We start from the raw sequence: 12,453 nt of genomic DNA on the forward strand, positions 1-12,453 counted from the left end.
GGCGCCGCGTTCGTCTCGACCCGACCCGCGCCATGGATATCGCCTTCGCCCTGATAGGGCTGCTTCTGACCTGGCCGCTCTTCGTTTTCATCGCCCTGGGCGTCAGGGCGCAGGACGGAGGGGGCGCGATCTTTCGCCAGCAGCGCATCGGCCGCGACGGCCGAATGTTCGACTGCCTCAAATTCCGTTCGATGACGGTGGGCGCGGAGCGAGCCTTGCCATCAGCCTCTGATCCGGAATGGCAGGCGAAGCGAAAGCTGACACACGATCCGCGCGTCACGTCGCTGGGCCGTCTGTTGCGACGATCCAGCCTGGATGAACTGCCACAGCTGATCAATGTGTTGAGGGGCGAGATGTCGCTGGTCGGCCCCCGACCGATCGTGATCGACGAGGCTGGGCGATATGGCCGGCGGCTGGCCGACTACTGCGCGGTGCGCCCGGGCCTGACGGGGCTGTGGCAGGTGTCGGGGCGCAACGCCGTGCCCTATCCGCGGCGTGTGGCGATGGACGTCTGGTTCGTCAGAAACCGCACCGTGAGCGTCTATCTGGCGATCCTGGCGCGCACGGTCCCGGCGGTGCTGAGCCGCCGGGGCGTGTCCTAGGGAAGGCGCTCCTCAACGCCCTCGTCCGTCCCGATGATGGCGAAGTCTGCGAGGTCCAGGAACAGGCCGTGTTCCACCACGCCGGTGGTCAGTTTCAGATCGTCGGCCAGACGGACCGGATCATGGATCGCTTTGCAGCCCGCATCGTAGATCAGATTGCCGCCGTCGGTGCGAACCAGGCCGCGATCCGCCTGACGCACGCGCGCCGGCTGGTTGATGTCGTGGTCGATCAGCACATCGGCGATGCGGTTGGCTGTCGTCTTGTGACCGAAGGCGACGACCTCGATCGGCAGGGGGAAGGTCCCCAGCACAGGCACCACCTTGGCCGCGTCGGCGATGACGATGCAGCGGGCCGAGGCCTCCCACACCAGTTTCTCGCGCAGCAGGGCCGCACCGCCTCCCTTGATCAGCGCCAGGCCCGGCCCGATTTCGTCGGCGCCGTCCACGGTCAGGTCGATGCGCGGCGTGTCCTCCAGCGTCGACAAAGTCAGCCCAAGTTCGCGCGCGAGATCTGCAGTCTTCTCCGATGTCGGCACGCAGCGCAGGTTGGGCAGGTTGCGCGCCGCCAGCGCCTTGACGAACCAGGCGGCCGTCGAGCCGGTGCCCAGGCCGACGATCATGCCCGCCTCGACGTGGGCGGCGGCGGCCTCGCCGGCGTTCTTCTTCTGGAGGTCGCTCATTTAAATTTCGCAGCCTTCTTGGCCTTGGCTTCGACACGGAAGGCCGCGGCCGCTTCGGGTTTGACAGTCTGGCGCGCGCGGCCGAAGGCCATGGCGTCGGCGGGCACGTCCTGGGTAATGACAGAGCCGGAGGCGATCAGGGCGCCGTCGCCGATGACCACCGGGGCCACCAGGCTGGAGTTCGATCCGACGAAAGCGCCGGCGCCGATCTGGGTCTGCGCCTTGTTGAAGCCGTCGTAGTTGCAGAAGATCGTGCCTGCGCCGACGTTGGCGCCCGCGCCGACCGACCCGTCGCCGAGATAGGCCAGGTGATTGGCCTTTGCGCCTTCGGCCATCCTGACGTTCTTGACCTCGACGAAATTGCCGACCTTGACCCCGGTCGCCAGGTCCGCGCCGGGACGCAGGCGCGCGTAAGGACCGACTTCGGCGCCGGCAGCGACCCGCGCGCCCTCGATATGGCTGAAGCTGCGAATGCGCGCGCCGCCCTCGATCACCGCGCCGGGACCGAAGACGACGAACGGCTCGATAACGGTCCCGCCGCCGATCTGGGTGTCCCAGGCGAAATGAACGGTGTCAGGCGCCGCCATCGTCACGCCGGCCGCCAGGAAGTTGTCGCGTTGCACGCTCTGGAACAAGGCTTCGGCCTGAGCCAGCTCGGCCTGGGAGTTGACGCCCATTACCGCGTCCTCAGCGGCGAAGACGGCGCGGGTCGGATGGCCGCCCTGGCGTGCCAGAGCGACGACATCCGTCAGATAGTATTCGCCCTTGGCGTTTTCGTTCTTCACGTCGGCCAGCAACGAGAAGAGCAGGCCGGCCGGCGCGGCCATGACGCCCGAGTTGCAGGCGGTGATGGCGAGAATCTCGGCCGACGCCTCCTTGGCCTCCGTGATGGCGGTCAGGGTGTCGCCTTCGACGATCAGACGGCCGTAGGCGCCCGGATCGCGAGCCTTGAACCCGATGACGGTCACGCCGTCGGCATTGAACACGGGCTCGATGTCGGCGGCCTTTAGCAACGGCACGTCGCCATAGGTGACGACCACCTCGCCGTCGAAGTCGGCCAGCGCCTGTTCGGCGGCGCGCACGGCGTGGCCGGTGCCGAGCGGCGGGTCCTGGACCGCAATGGCGGCCTCGCCCAGCCGTTTGACGACATGGGCCCGGACCTCCGGCGAGTGATTGCCGACCACGACGACGATGCGTTCGCACCCCAGGCCTTCCGCCGCATCGATGGCGTGGTCCAGCATGGCGCGGTGGGCCACCGGGTGCAGCACCTTGGGCAGCGGCGATTTCATCCGCGTGCCCTGGCCGGCGGCGAGAATGATGGCGGCGCGGGCGCGCGTCTGGCTGGTCATGAATCGTCTCGCAGTCTAGTCGTCCTGCGATCTAGCCCATCATGCGGGCCAGCGGGAGATGTGGATGAGCGATCGCGACCTGGAAGGCTGGACCATCGCCTTCGACCTTGACGGCACGCTGGTCGATTCCGCCCCGGACCTGATCGGCACGCTGAACCGGATGCTGGTCGAGGAGGGGCTGCCGCCCGTGCCGATGGAGTCCGCCTCGACCCTGATCGGATCGGGCGCGCGGGCGCTGCTGGTGCACGGCTTCGAAGCCGCAGGCGCGCCGGTCGAGCGGGCCAAGTCGGACGAACTGTTCGAGCGGTTCCTGGTCGATTACGCCGTTCATATCGCCGACGGCTCGCAGCCCTTCGAGGGTGTGGTCGAGACGCTGGAGCGGCTCAGCGAGCGGGGCGCTATCCTGGTCGTGGCCACCAACAAGCGTTCGGACCTGTCGGAGCTGTTGTTGGGCAAGCTGGACCTGACCCGACATTTCGCCGCCATCGTCGGCCCGGATCGGGTCAGCGCGCGCAAGCCCTCGGGCGCCCATCTGAAGGAGGCCGTCGTGATCGCAGGCGGTGATCCCGAACGGGCCATCATGGTGGGAGACGCCGCGCCGGACGCGGACGCCGCTAAAGACGCCGGCATGCCCTGCATTCTGACGACCTTCGGCTTTACGCCGACGCCCGTCGAAGACCTGGGCGGGGACGTGCTGATCGACGCTTTCGAGGACGTCGAAGAGGCGATCGACGGTATCCTCTCCGACTTCTACGTAAGGCGGGCGCTGAAATTCTGAAGCCAGCCGACAGGAAATCTGTCGGCTGAATGATCGCTGCTGCGGTTGCGGATCGCCATGGCGATGGACAGATTGGCGCACCCCTGTTGAAAGTGCCGTCATGCTCGCTCGCTTTTTCAAGATCCCGCTGTGGCAGCGGACCGCCGCCGGCTTCATCCTCGGCATCATCGCCGGGCTGATCCTGCGCGAGCGGGCCGAGACTTGGCTTCAGCCGATCGGCGACGTCTATCTGAACCTGATCCGCATGGTTGTGGCGCCGCTGGTGCTCTTCACCATTGCCAGCTCGATCGCCAAGCTGGGCGAGGGGGCGGGGGCCGTGCGGCTGGGGGTGCGGACCATCGTCTGGTTCGCCATCACGTCGTTGCTGGCGGTGCTGGTCGGTTTCGCCTTCGGCCACATCATCAATCCGGGCGTCGGCCTGTCCAACTTGCCGCTGGGCGAGGTCAAGGAACGGGTGATCCCGACTCCGTTGGAAGTCTTGATCGGCGTCGTGCCGACCAATCCGTTCGCCGCCCTGGCCGAAGGCAAGGTGCTGCAGATCATCTTCTTCTCGGCCTTGGTCGGCATGGCCCTGGTGGCGCTGGGCGACCGGGCGCAGGGCGTTCGGCGTCTGGTGGATGAGGGCGCGGCCGTCATCTTCCGCATCACCCGCTGGGTCATCCAGCTGACGCCCATCGGCGTGTTCGGCCTGATCGGATCGGTCGTCGGCGGCTATGGCTGGGAGGCGCTGCTGCCGCTGCTGAAGTTCATTCTCGCCATCTATGCCGCCTGCCTGTTCCACATCCTGATCGTCTATTCGGGCCTGTTGAAGATCCACGGCCTGAAGGTCACCAGCTTCTTCCGCGGCGCCTTCGCGGCCCAGCAGACCGCGTTTGCGACCTCCTCCTCGCTGGGGACGTTGCCGATCACCCTTCGCCAGACGGTCGAACGGCTGGGCGTGCCCCAGGCCTACGCCGCCTTCGCCGTGCCTTTGGGCGCCAATGTGAAGATGGACGGGTGCGGGGCCATCTATCCGGCCATCGCCTCGATCTTCATCGCCCAGTATTTCAAGATCGATCTGACGCTGACCCAGTACGTCCTGATCGGCCTGACGGCGGTGCTTGGGTCGCTGGGAACGGCCGGCGTGCCGGGCACCAGCATCGTCATGCTGACCCTGACCCTGTCGACCGCCGGCCTGCCGCTGGAAGGGATCGGCTATATCGTCGCCATCGACCGGATTATCGACATGATGCGCACCGCGACCAACGTCACCGGCCAGATGCTGGTCCCGGTGCTGGTGGCCAAGGAGGAGGGCATCCTCAACCAGGACATCTACAACGGTCACGTCGCCTGGCTTCCGGGCGACCCGGAAGCCGATACGCCCGAAGGCGTTCGCGCCGCCGGAATCTGAAACAGGCGCTTGCGCGGGGCCGGCGACCGGGCTATGTCGCCGCCTCCGCAAGGCAAGGACGCGTAGCTCAGCGGGAGAGCACCTCGTTCACACCGAGGGGGTCACAGGTTCAATCCCTGTCGCGTCCACCATCTCCACTTCGATCTGATCGTGGCCCTGCGTCGCCCATCCCTTGGGCCACGTGCCTGTGACAGAACGGTAGGCGAGGGCCAATGCGCCGATCAGACCCGCGGATACGCCCGCAGTCGGCGCCGCGATGTAGGTCTTCATATCCAGATCCCGCAGGCTCGCGCCATAGCCGCCGAGCTGTCTCACCAGCGCCTGTCTGACCAGATCGTACATGTGCGGCTGCATCACGCCGCCGCCGATGATGATTCGCTCCGGCCGCAGCGTATAGGTCAGGTTGGTGCACAGACCGGCGATATACTCCGCCGCCATCGGCCAGGCCGGATGATCACGAGAAAAAGTCTCGGCCGCCGCGCCCCAGCGCGCTTGCAGCGCCGGCCCGCTCGCCAAGCCTTCCAGACAGTCACCGTGGAAGGGACAAACGCCCGAGAACGTCTCGTCGCCCTTGGCGCGGGGCAGTCGGATATGACCGGCTTCGGGATGGTTCGCCCCGCCATGCGGCGCGCCGTCAATCATCACCCCGACCCCCACGCCCGTGCCAACCGTGACGTAGCAGAAGCTCTCCAGCCCTTGCCCGCTGCCGAACAGATGTTCGCCGACGGCCGCGCCGTTCACATCGGTGTCCAGCGTCATTGGAACATCTAGGCGGCGGCTCAGACGGGCCAACAGGTTGACGCCGCTCCACCCGGGCTTGGGCGTGCTGGTGATGGCGCCGAAGTCCGGCGCGTCGGATTTCAGGGACAAAGGGCCGAAACTGACGGTCGCCAGCGCAGAAAGCCGGCCGTGCCTCGACTGGGCGTTGACGAAGAAGGCTGCAACCGCATCGAGCGTCTCGTCGGGCGACGTCGTGGGTATACGAATCTGGTCGACAATCACGCCGTCGGCGGCGGCGACGCCGCAGATGAACTTGGTGCCGCCGGCTTCGACACCGCCAAGGAGGGTGGGTTGGGTCGACATGGGCGCCTGCCTGCTGGGTGCGACGAAGGTTTGCGGGACTGAACATCGAATAAGGCCAAGCGTTCAGAGCCCATGACCCTTTTAGCTCGCCTGTTCATCGCCTTCGACGCTGCAGCCAAGATTTTGACGCGCAAGGAGAGACTGCTGTGAGCTGCTTTTGCATGGTGCTGGATTTGGCGATTGCGTCCGGCCCCATGCATCGTCACCTTCACCGCAAGATCAAGATTTGAGACGAGGACGCCGATGGCTCGCAAACCCAACTATAGCTTTGAGCGTCAGGAACGTGAGCGCGCCGCAGCGCTGAAGGCGGCCGAGAAGGCGGCGGCGAAGGCCGAACGCAAGGCTGAAGCTGCGGCGGAAAAGTCGCCTTCTTCGGAAGACTGACATTTCGCGGCAAAATCCTCCTGGCTTTTCGTTGTTTGAATAGGCGCGAAGTCCTATTCTTGCGCGATGACACGCTGGACCCCCGAAAGCTGGAGAACCAAGACCGCCCTGCATATGCCGGCGGACTATCCGGATCCTGCCGCCCTCGCGCGGGTGGAAGACGAGCTGCGCGCCTTGCCGCCGCTGGTCTTCGCCGGCGAAGCGCGGCGCCTGACGTCGAAGCTGGCGCAGGTCGAGCGGGGTGACGCCTTCCTGCTTCAGGGCGGCGACTGCGCGGAAAGCTTCAAGGAGTTCTCGACCGACAATATCCGCGACACCTTCCGTCTGATCCTTCAGATGGCGGTCGTCCTGACCTTCGCCGGACGCAAGCCGGTTGTGAAGGTGGGGCGGATCGCGGGCCAGTTCGCCAAGCCCCGCTCGTCGCCGCTGGAGGAGATTGACGGCGTCGAACTGCCCAGCTATCGCGGCGACATCATCAACGGCATGGGGTTCACGCCGGAGGAGCGCGCGCCCGATCCGCAACGTCTGATCCGCGCCTATAACCAGTCGGCCTCGACGCTGAACCTGCTGCGCGCCTTCGCCGGCGGCGGCTACGCCGATCTATACAACATCCATCGCTGGACTCTGGGCTTCGCCGGAGACAACGCCGCCGGCGCCCAGTACCGTGAGCTGGCCGACAAGATTACCGAGGCCCTGGCCTTCATGGAGGCGGTCGGCGTTACGCCCGAGACGCATCCGGATCTGAGCCGGGTCGAGGTCTTCACCAGTCACGAGGCCCTGCTGCTGAACGTCGAAAGCGCCCTGACGCGTCTGGATGGCGGTTCGGGCGAATGGTTCGACACCTCGGCCCATATGCTATGGATCGGCGAGCGCACGCGTCAGCTGGACGGCGCCCACGTCGAGTTCATGAAGGGGATCAAGAACCCCATCGGCGTGAAGTGCGGGCCGACCATGACGGCCGACGACCTGCTGCCGCTGATCGACGCCCTGAACCCGGACAATGTCTCGGGTCGCCTGACGCTGATCGGACGCTTCGGTCACGACAAGGTCGGCGAGCGTCTGCCCAGGCTGATGCGCGAGGTGAAGGCCTCGGGCCGCAAGGTGATCTGGTCCATCGACCCGATGCACGGCAACACGCTGAAGGCCGGAAACGGCTACAAGACCCGGCCGTTCGACCGAATTTTGAGCGAAGTCCGGACCTTTATCGATGTGGCCGAGGCCGAAGGTGTCCACCCCGGCGGCGTCCATCTGGAAATGACCGGCCAGAACGTCACCGAATGCATCGGGGGCGCCCAGGCGGTGACTGAGGACGACCTGTCAAACCGCTATCACACCCACTGCGATCCACGCCTGAACGCGGACCAGGCGCTGGAGCTGGCCTTCCTGGTCGCGGAGCGGCTGAAGGCCGGGCGGGTGGCGCAGTCGGCGGCGGCCTAGCCGTCGTCAGCGCCCCAAATGCGGGCCGATCCGGTCATGGTGACGCCACCGAGGCAGCGCCAGATCGATCCGAGACCGAGGAAGTGATCGATGCAAGTAGCGGCTCCAACTGAGGAAAAGCCCGGCCGGGTCGCCTATCAGGGCGCGCCCGGATCGTTCAGCCATGAGGCCTGTCTGGCCCTGCGTCCTTGGGACGAGGCTGTGGCGTTCGAAACCTTCGCCCAGGCCCTGGATGCGCTGCGCGCCGGCGACTGCGGTTGCGCCCTGATCCCGGTCGAGAACTCGACCATCGGCGTGGTCGAGCCGGCGGCGACGTTGGTCGGTGCGCTTGGCGTGGAGCCGGTCGCCCAGGTCTGGCGGCCGATCCGTCATGCGCTGATGGCGATCGACGGCGCGCGTCTGTCCGATATCCGCACGGTCGAGAGCCACCCCATCGCCCTGGCCCAGTGCAAGGACACGCTGGCCGGTTTGAATGTCGAGGTCATCGAGCATTTCGATACCGCAGGCGCGGCGCGCGATGTGGCAGAAGCGGGCGACCCGACACGGGCGGCCATCGCCCCGGTCGGCGCCGCTGAGGTGTATGGTCTGTCGATCCTGCGCAACGACTTGCAGGATTCCAGCGATAATCAGACGCGTTTTGTCCTGTTGAGCTTCCCTGAGGCTTGACTGCGCACGGTCTTTGCGTCCTTAAGACACCGACGGGTCGCAACACGATCCGCATCAACCGGAACCGGACCATGTCCCGCCTGCGCGCTCTTTCTGTTTCTTTCGACCGTTCGCGCGCGGTTTCCGGCCTCTATTTCGGCTACGGCTTTTACGGCTTTCGATACGCCGGCTGAGGCGTCGGGCGCACTCCGTCCCTGACTGCTTCACCGGCGACCGCTCTGGACCAGAGCGGCTGTTCGCCCCTGCACATATCGAATCTCAGAATGCCGAAAGCCCTTTCCCATGCCCCATTCCAACCTTCAGCAAGTCTGGCCTGACATGGCCGACCTGACCCCCGAACAGCAGGCGCTGGCCGCCCTGCGCGCCGAAATCGACGGCATCGACGACCAGATCCTGGCCCTGTTCGAGCAACGTCTGGCCATCGCCGCCACCGTCGGCAGGGCCAAGGACGCACCCACGGGACCGCACACCAAGCTGCGTCCCGATCGCGAACAAACCGTCCTCTCGCGCATGCTCAAGCAGGCGCAGCCCGAGAATGCCGAGGCGGTCGAACATCTGTGGCGCGAGATCGTCGGCTGGGGCCTGGCGCGCCAGGGCCGGCTTCAGGTCCAGGTCTGGGCCCCAATCGAACCGACACGCGCCTATGACGGCGCGCGCCTGCGCTTCGGCGCCGCCGCCGACATCAAGATGGTGCGCGATCCGCAAAAAGCTCTGGCTTTCGCCGCCGAGGGCCACGGGATCGCTGTGCTGGCGATCAATACCGAGGACGCCTGGTGGATGGGCCTGCGTCGTGAATGGTCGATGCTGAGCGTGTTCGACGGTTACGGCGGCGAGACGCCGACGTCTCTGGCGGTGGGCAAGATCGATCCGCCGGCTCTGCCCAAGGGCCGACGCGTGGTGGTCACGGCGGGTGGGGACGCCGGCGATGGCGGCGGCGCGCGGCGCTGGGGCCTGAACACACATCACGGCTGGACCATCGCCCTGACCGACGCCGATCTGGCGCCAGGCGACGCAGAGGGTTGCGTCGGCGCGATCGGATGATCTGACAGGGCCGCATCCGGCGAACGGATGCGGCCCTTGTCGTTTCAGACCGCCATATTGTCGATCAGTCGCGTCTTGCCCAGCCAGGCGGCGGCCAGGATGCGCGCGGGGGCGTCGACGATGTCGTTGCGGAACGGCGTCAGGTCCTCAGCGTGGCGGATGGCGACGTAATCGACGCGATCAAACCCGGCTTTCAGAAGGGCCGCATAGGCTTCACGCTCGACGCCTGGCAGGGGGCGGCCGCTTGAGGCATGGACGCCGGCCTCCGCCAGAATGCCGTTCAGACGGCGGGCGGTTTCAAGCTCGGTCTCTGACAGGTAGGCGTTGCGTGACGACAGGGCCAGACCCCAGCCGTCCCGCTCCGTCGGCGCGCCGACGATCTCGACCGGCAGGTCCAGGTCGCGCACGAACCGGCGAACGACCATCAGCTGTTGGTAGTCCTTCTCGCCGAAGATCGCGACATCGGGCTGGACCTGGTTGAACAGCTTGGTGACGACCACGGCGACCCCACCGAACATCTGAGGCCGGAAGTCGCCTTCCAGACCCAGCGCCGGGCCGGCGACGGCGACGGTTGTCGCAAAGCCTTCCGGATACATCTCGTCGGCTGAGGGCGCGAACATCAGATGGCAGCCGGCGCCGGCCAACAAACGGGCGTCCTCCTCCTGTTGGCGGGGATATTTGCCCAGATCCTCATGCGCCGCGAACTGGGTCGGATTGACGAAGTTGGAGGCGACGACGCGGTCGGCGCGGCGTGCGGCCTCGCGCACCAGGGTCAGGTGGCCTTCATGCAGGGCGCCCATGGTCGGAACCATGCCGACGCTCAGGCCTTGACGTTTCCAGTCCCGGACGATCGCCCGCAGGTCGGCGACGGTGCGGACGACGGGGAGGGGGGCGGCGTCTATCATGATGAAGCGATTAACCTTTCCGCTTAAGCCTGTTGATGCACCAGACCGCAAAGTCTGGGCTCTATGGTCGTGCTTATGACGCCCGCAGAAGCGACCCGTCCAGTTCTGATCGCCCTGGCTTTCGCCAGCAGCCTAGCCGTCGCCGGTTGTGGCGCGGTGGACAGCGATCCCCATCGGTTCAGCGCGATGGCCGACAACGTCGCGTCGATCGACATTCCGCTATCGGCCCGCGATCGCGAAACCCGGCATGCCGTGGCTGAAAAGGCTGGACTGCGGCCTGTGCGCTTCACGCCGGTCAAGGTGGCGGTCATGGATCCTCACGCCATGTGGGACGCTCGTGACGTTCAGGCGGGTCTGCGCCCCGTCGGTGAGGATACCGGGCTGCGCGACGCGGTTGTACGGGCTGCCTCGCCGGCGGTCGTGAAAGCCGTTGCGGATGAGGCGATCTCGCGGGTTCAGGCGCCGGTGCTGCGTCCCGCCAGCCTTCCGGCGACGCGGGAAACCGGGCGAACAATCCAACTGGGCGCCTATTCCAGTGCGGCCGGCGCGCGTCTGGCTTGGGATCGGATGAAGGCTACGTCAGACCTGTCGGGATTGTCGCCGATCTATCAGGAGGTCGAGGTCAACGGCCGTCGGCTGACGCGGCTGAAGGTCGGGCCGGTCTCGACCGAAACCGCCGCTGCGGTGTGCCGCTCCGTCGCTGTCGCCGACGCTTGGTGCGCGCGCAACAGCTGACCGACCCCGGTTCGCCGTCCACAGGTCTGCGTTAAGGTTCCGTTGACGTTTGGCCCGTTGAGGCCGAGTCTCGCCGGACTTAGGACCGCGCAGTCTGAGTCGCGCGGTCGGCACAGAGGATTCCCTCGAATGACGCAGCCGCATGTGATCGTCCTCGGCAACGAAAAGGGCGGGGCGGGCAAGTCCACCCTGGCCATCCACATCGTGACCGGCCTGCTGCACGCCGGGCGCTCGGTGGCGATCATCGATCTGGACCTGCGCCAGCGCTCGATGCAGCGTTTCTTCCACAATCGTCTGGCCTGGCTGGCCGCGAACGGGCACGATCTGCCCCAGCCGTTCATTCCTGACATGGGCGACGGCAAGGCCTTGGCCAAGGCGGACGTGGCCGAACAGATCGCCACCTTCGAGCGCGCTTTCGATGAGGCGTCGGCGCGGGGCGTCGATTGCATCCTGATCGACACGCCCGGCGGCGACACGGCCGTTTCGAACGCCGCCCACGCCCGCGCCGATCAGATCGTGACGCCGATGAACGACAGCTTCGTCGATTTCGATCTGCTGGGCGATGTCGATCCGGTCACCCTGGAGCTGCTGAAGCCCTCCATCTATTCCGAGAGCGTCTGGGAGGCGCGCAAGCAGCGCGCCATCGCCCAGGGCCGTCACGCCACGATCGACTGGCTGGTGGTCACCAATCGCCTCGCCGTCGCGGAGGCCCGCAACCGCAAGCGTCTGGAAGAACGGATGACCAAGCTGGCCAAACGCGTCGGCTTCCGCGTCGGTCCGGGCCTGCGCGATCGGGTCATCTATCGCGAGCTGTTCCCGTTCGGCCTGACGGTGGCCGACCTGTCGAACGAGATCCGGCCGGTCGCGGTGTCCCTGGCCCACGTCGCTGCGCGCCAGGAGATGCGCAATCTGATGATGGCGATGGGCCTGGAGCAGGTGCTGAGCCCTTTGGACGTGGCGGCCTGATCGCCTGATGGGTTTGATCTGGCTGGCCCTGGCGGCGATCGCCGTTTGGGCGCTAGTGCGGCTGGGCCGGCAGACCGAGCGACGCGGACGCGCCCACTGGCGCGTGACCGCGACCTTGCTGGGCGCGGTGCTGCTGGCGGGCGGCGCGCTGGCGGCGTTTCGTGGATCGTGGCTGACGGCGGCGGCGCTGGCCGGGGCAGGGCTTTATCTGGCCTGGTCCTCTCGTCAGAGACCGATCGTTCAATCCGAACCCATCAGCGAGGCTGACGCCCGCGCCGTGCTGGGCGTCGGACCAACCGCGACTGAGGCCGAAATCCGTTCGGCATGGAAACGCGCCATGGCCCGCGCCCACCCCGACAAGGGCGGCACGGAGGGGCTGGCGACGCGCGTCAACGCCGCGCGCGATCGGCTGCTGGGAAAATCCGGACGTCGCTGAG

14 protein-coding genes and 1 tRNA gene are annotated in these 12,453 nt (G+C 66.6%); 11 read left to right on the forward strand and 4 right to left on the reverse strand.

Going from position 1 to position 12,453, the window contains the following annotated elements; genetic code table 11:
* The first annotated feature begins 32 nt into the window (after positions 1-32).
* Positions 33-602 carry a sugar transferase gene (locus ASF31_RS12270; protein ID WP_055754888.1) on the forward strand — a complete coding sequence of 190 codons (570 nt, stop codon included), beginning with the start codon at positions 33-35 and terminating at the stop codon, positions 600-602.
* On the opposite strand, the gene rpiA is transcribed toward ASF31_RS12270, so the two are convergent.
* Both rpiA and glmU read right to left on the reverse strand, forming a co-directional pair.
* Entirely contained in the window at positions 599-1,282 is a 684-nt protein-coding gene (rpiA, locus tag ASF31_RS12275; RefSeq protein WP_055754889.1) for a ribose-5-phosphate isomerase RpiA, read from the reverse strand. The genes ASF31_RS12270 and rpiA overlap by 4 nt on opposite strands.
* Positions 1,279-2,631 carry a bifunctional UDP-N-acetylglucosamine diphosphorylase/glucosamine-1-phosphate N-acetyltransferase GlmU gene (gene glmU / locus ASF31_RS12280; RefSeq protein WP_055754890.1) on the reverse strand — a complete coding sequence of 451 codons (1,353 nt, stop codon included), beginning with the start codon at positions 2,629-2,631 and terminating at the stop codon, positions 1,279-1,281. Before glmU ends, rpiA begins: the two co-directional genes overlap by 4 nt.
* Before the next feature lie 64 nt (positions 2,632-2,695).
* On the opposite strand from glmU, the gene ASF31_RS12285 reads away from it, so the two are divergent.
* From ASF31_RS12285 to ASF31_RS12295, 3 genes are all read left to right on the forward strand, one after another.
* Complete coding sequence (locus ASF31_RS12285; protein WP_055754933.1) at positions 2,696-3,409, forward strand: HAD-IA family hydrolase; 714 nt, start codon at positions 2,696-2,698, stop codon at positions 3,407-3,409.
* A 100-nt stretch (positions 3,410-3,509) separates the two neighbouring features.
* Positions 3,510-4,799: a dicarboxylate/amino acid:cation symporter gene (locus ASF31_RS12290; protein WP_055754891.1), complete on the forward strand. Its 1,290-nt coding sequence runs from the start codon at positions 3,510-3,512 to the stop codon at positions 4,797-4,799.
* 56 nt (positions 4,800-4,855) lie between these two features.
* Positions 4,856-4,930 (forward strand) — tRNA-Val (locus tag ASF31_RS12295).
* Here ASF31_RS12295 and ASF31_RS12300 read toward each other — a convergent pair.
* Entirely contained in the window at positions 4,887-5,882 is a 996-nt protein-coding gene (locus tag ASF31_RS12300; protein WP_082465140.1) for an ROK family protein, read from the reverse strand. The two genes, ASF31_RS12295 and ASF31_RS12300, sit on opposite strands and share 44 nt — an antisense overlap.
* A gap of 243 nt (positions 5,883-6,125) precedes the next feature.
* Here ASF31_RS12300 and ASF31_RS14640 point away from each other — a divergent pair, with 243 nt between their 5' ends.
* The 4 genes from ASF31_RS14640 to ASF31_RS12315 all read left to right on the forward strand — a co-directional run bounded on the left by ASF31_RS14640 (position 6,126) and on the right by ASF31_RS12315 (position 9,410).
* On the forward strand, positions 6,126-6,266 hold the full coding sequence (locus ASF31_RS14640) for a hypothetical protein (protein ID WP_165116349.1): 141 nt from the start codon (positions 6,126-6,128) through the stop codon (positions 6,264-6,266).
* A 66-nt stretch (positions 6,267-6,332) separates the two neighbouring features.
* Positions 6,333-7,703, forward strand: a complete 1,371-nt coding sequence (locus ASF31_RS12305) for a class II 3-deoxy-7-phosphoheptulonate synthase (RefSeq protein ID WP_055754892.1) — start codon at positions 6,333-6,335, stop codon at positions 7,701-7,703.
* A 90-nt stretch (positions 7,704-7,793) separates the two neighbouring features.
* Entirely contained in the window at positions 7,794-8,369 is a 576-nt protein-coding gene (locus tag ASF31_RS12310; protein WP_055754893.1) for a prephenate dehydratase domain-containing protein, read from the forward strand.
* 318 nt (positions 8,370-8,687) lie between these two features.
* The gene (locus ASF31_RS12315; RefSeq protein ID WP_235551330.1) at positions 8,688-9,410 is read left to right on the forward strand and encodes a chorismate mutase; all 723 of its coding nucleotides are present in this window, start codon (positions 8,688-8,690) and stop codon (positions 9,408-9,410) included.
* A gap of 44 nt (positions 9,411-9,454) precedes the next feature.
* Here ASF31_RS12315 and panC read toward each other — a convergent pair whose 3' ends face one another.
* On the reverse strand, positions 9,455-10,315 hold the full coding sequence (panC, locus tag ASF31_RS12320) for a pantoate--beta-alanine ligase (RefSeq protein WP_055754895.1): 861 nt from the start codon (positions 10,313-10,315) through the stop codon (positions 9,455-9,457).
* Between the two features lie 75 nt (positions 10,316-10,390).
* Between panC and ASF31_RS12325 the strand changes: the two genes are divergently transcribed.
* The 3 genes from ASF31_RS12325 (at position 10,391) to ASF31_RS12335 (ending at position 12,452) form a co-directional block, all read left to right on the forward strand.
* Positions 10,391-11,050: an SPOR domain-containing protein gene (locus ASF31_RS12325; RefSeq protein ID WP_162233965.1), complete on the forward strand. Its 660-nt coding sequence runs from the start codon at positions 10,391-10,393 to the stop codon at positions 11,048-11,050.
* Between the two features lie 129 nt (positions 11,051-11,179).
* The gene (locus ASF31_RS12330) at positions 11,180-12,016 is read left to right on the forward strand and encodes a division plane positioning ATPase MipZ (protein ID WP_055754897.1); all 837 of its coding nucleotides are present in this window, start codon (positions 11,180-11,182) and stop codon (positions 12,014-12,016) included.
* A 7-nt stretch (positions 12,017-12,023) separates the two neighbouring features.
* The gene (locus ASF31_RS12335) at positions 12,024-12,452 is read left to right on the forward strand and encodes a molecular chaperone DnaJ (protein ID WP_055754898.1); all 429 of its coding nucleotides are present in this window, start codon (positions 12,024-12,026) and stop codon (positions 12,450-12,452) included.
* Position 12,453 lies beyond the last annotated feature (1 nt).

The sequence above is a fragment of the Brevundimonas sp. Leaf280 genome, from assembly GCF_001422455.1.
GTDB lineage: Bacteria > Pseudomonadota > Alphaproteobacteria > Caulobacterales > Caulobacteraceae > Brevundimonas.

Coding starts and splice junctions, on each gene's coding strand:
- ASF31_RS12315 (WP_235551330.1), top strand. CDS start 8,688: ATGGCCGACCTGACCCCCGAACAGCAGGCGCTGGCCGCCCTGCGCGCC.
- ASF31_RS12270 (WP_055754888.1), top strand. CDS start 33: ATGGATATCGCCTTCGCCCTGATAGGGCTGCTTCTGACCTGGCCGCTC.
- ASF31_RS12325 (WP_162233965.1), top strand. CDS start 10,391: ATGACGCCCGCAGAAGCGACCCGTCCAGTTCTGATCGCCCTGGCTTTC.
- ASF31_RS12285 (WP_055754933.1), top strand. CDS start 2,696: ATGAGCGATCGCGACCTGGAAGGCTGGACCATCGCCTTCGACCTTGAC.
- ASF31_RS12305 (WP_055754892.1), top strand. CDS start 6,333: ATGACACGCTGGACCCCCGAAAGCTGGAGAACCAAGACCGCCCTGCAT.
- rpiA (WP_055754889.1), bottom strand. CDS start 1,282: ATGAGCGACCTCCAGAAGAAGAACGCCGGCGAGGCCGCCGCCGCCCAC.
- ASF31_RS12335 (WP_055754898.1), top strand. CDS start 12,024: ATGGGTTTGATCTGGCTGGCCCTGGCGGCGATCGCCGTTTGGGCGCTA.
- ASF31_RS12300 (WP_082465140.1), bottom strand. CDS start 5,882: ATGTCGACCCAACCCACCCTCCTTGGCGGTGTCGAAGCCGGCGGCACC.
- panC (WP_055754895.1), bottom strand. CDS start 10,315: ATGATAGACGCCGCCCCCCTCCCCGTCGTCCGCACCGTCGCCGACCTG.
- glmU (WP_055754890.1), bottom strand. CDS start 2,631: ATGACCAGCCAGACGCGCGCCCGCGCCGCCATCATTCTCGCCGCCGGC.
- ASF31_RS12310 (WP_055754893.1), top strand. CDS start 7,794: ATGCAAGTAGCGGCTCCAACTGAGGAAAAGCCCGGCCGGGTCGCCTAT.
- ASF31_RS12290 (WP_055754891.1), top strand. CDS start 3,510: ATGCTCGCTCGCTTTTTCAAGATCCCGCTGTGGCAGCGGACCGCCGCC.
- ASF31_RS14640 (WP_165116349.1), top strand. CDS start 6,126: ATGGCTCGCAAACCCAACTATAGCTTTGAGCGTCAGGAACGTGAGCGC.
- ASF31_RS12330 (WP_055754897.1), top strand. CDS start 11,180: ATGACGCAGCCGCATGTGATCGTCCTCGGCAACGAAAAGGGCGGGGCG.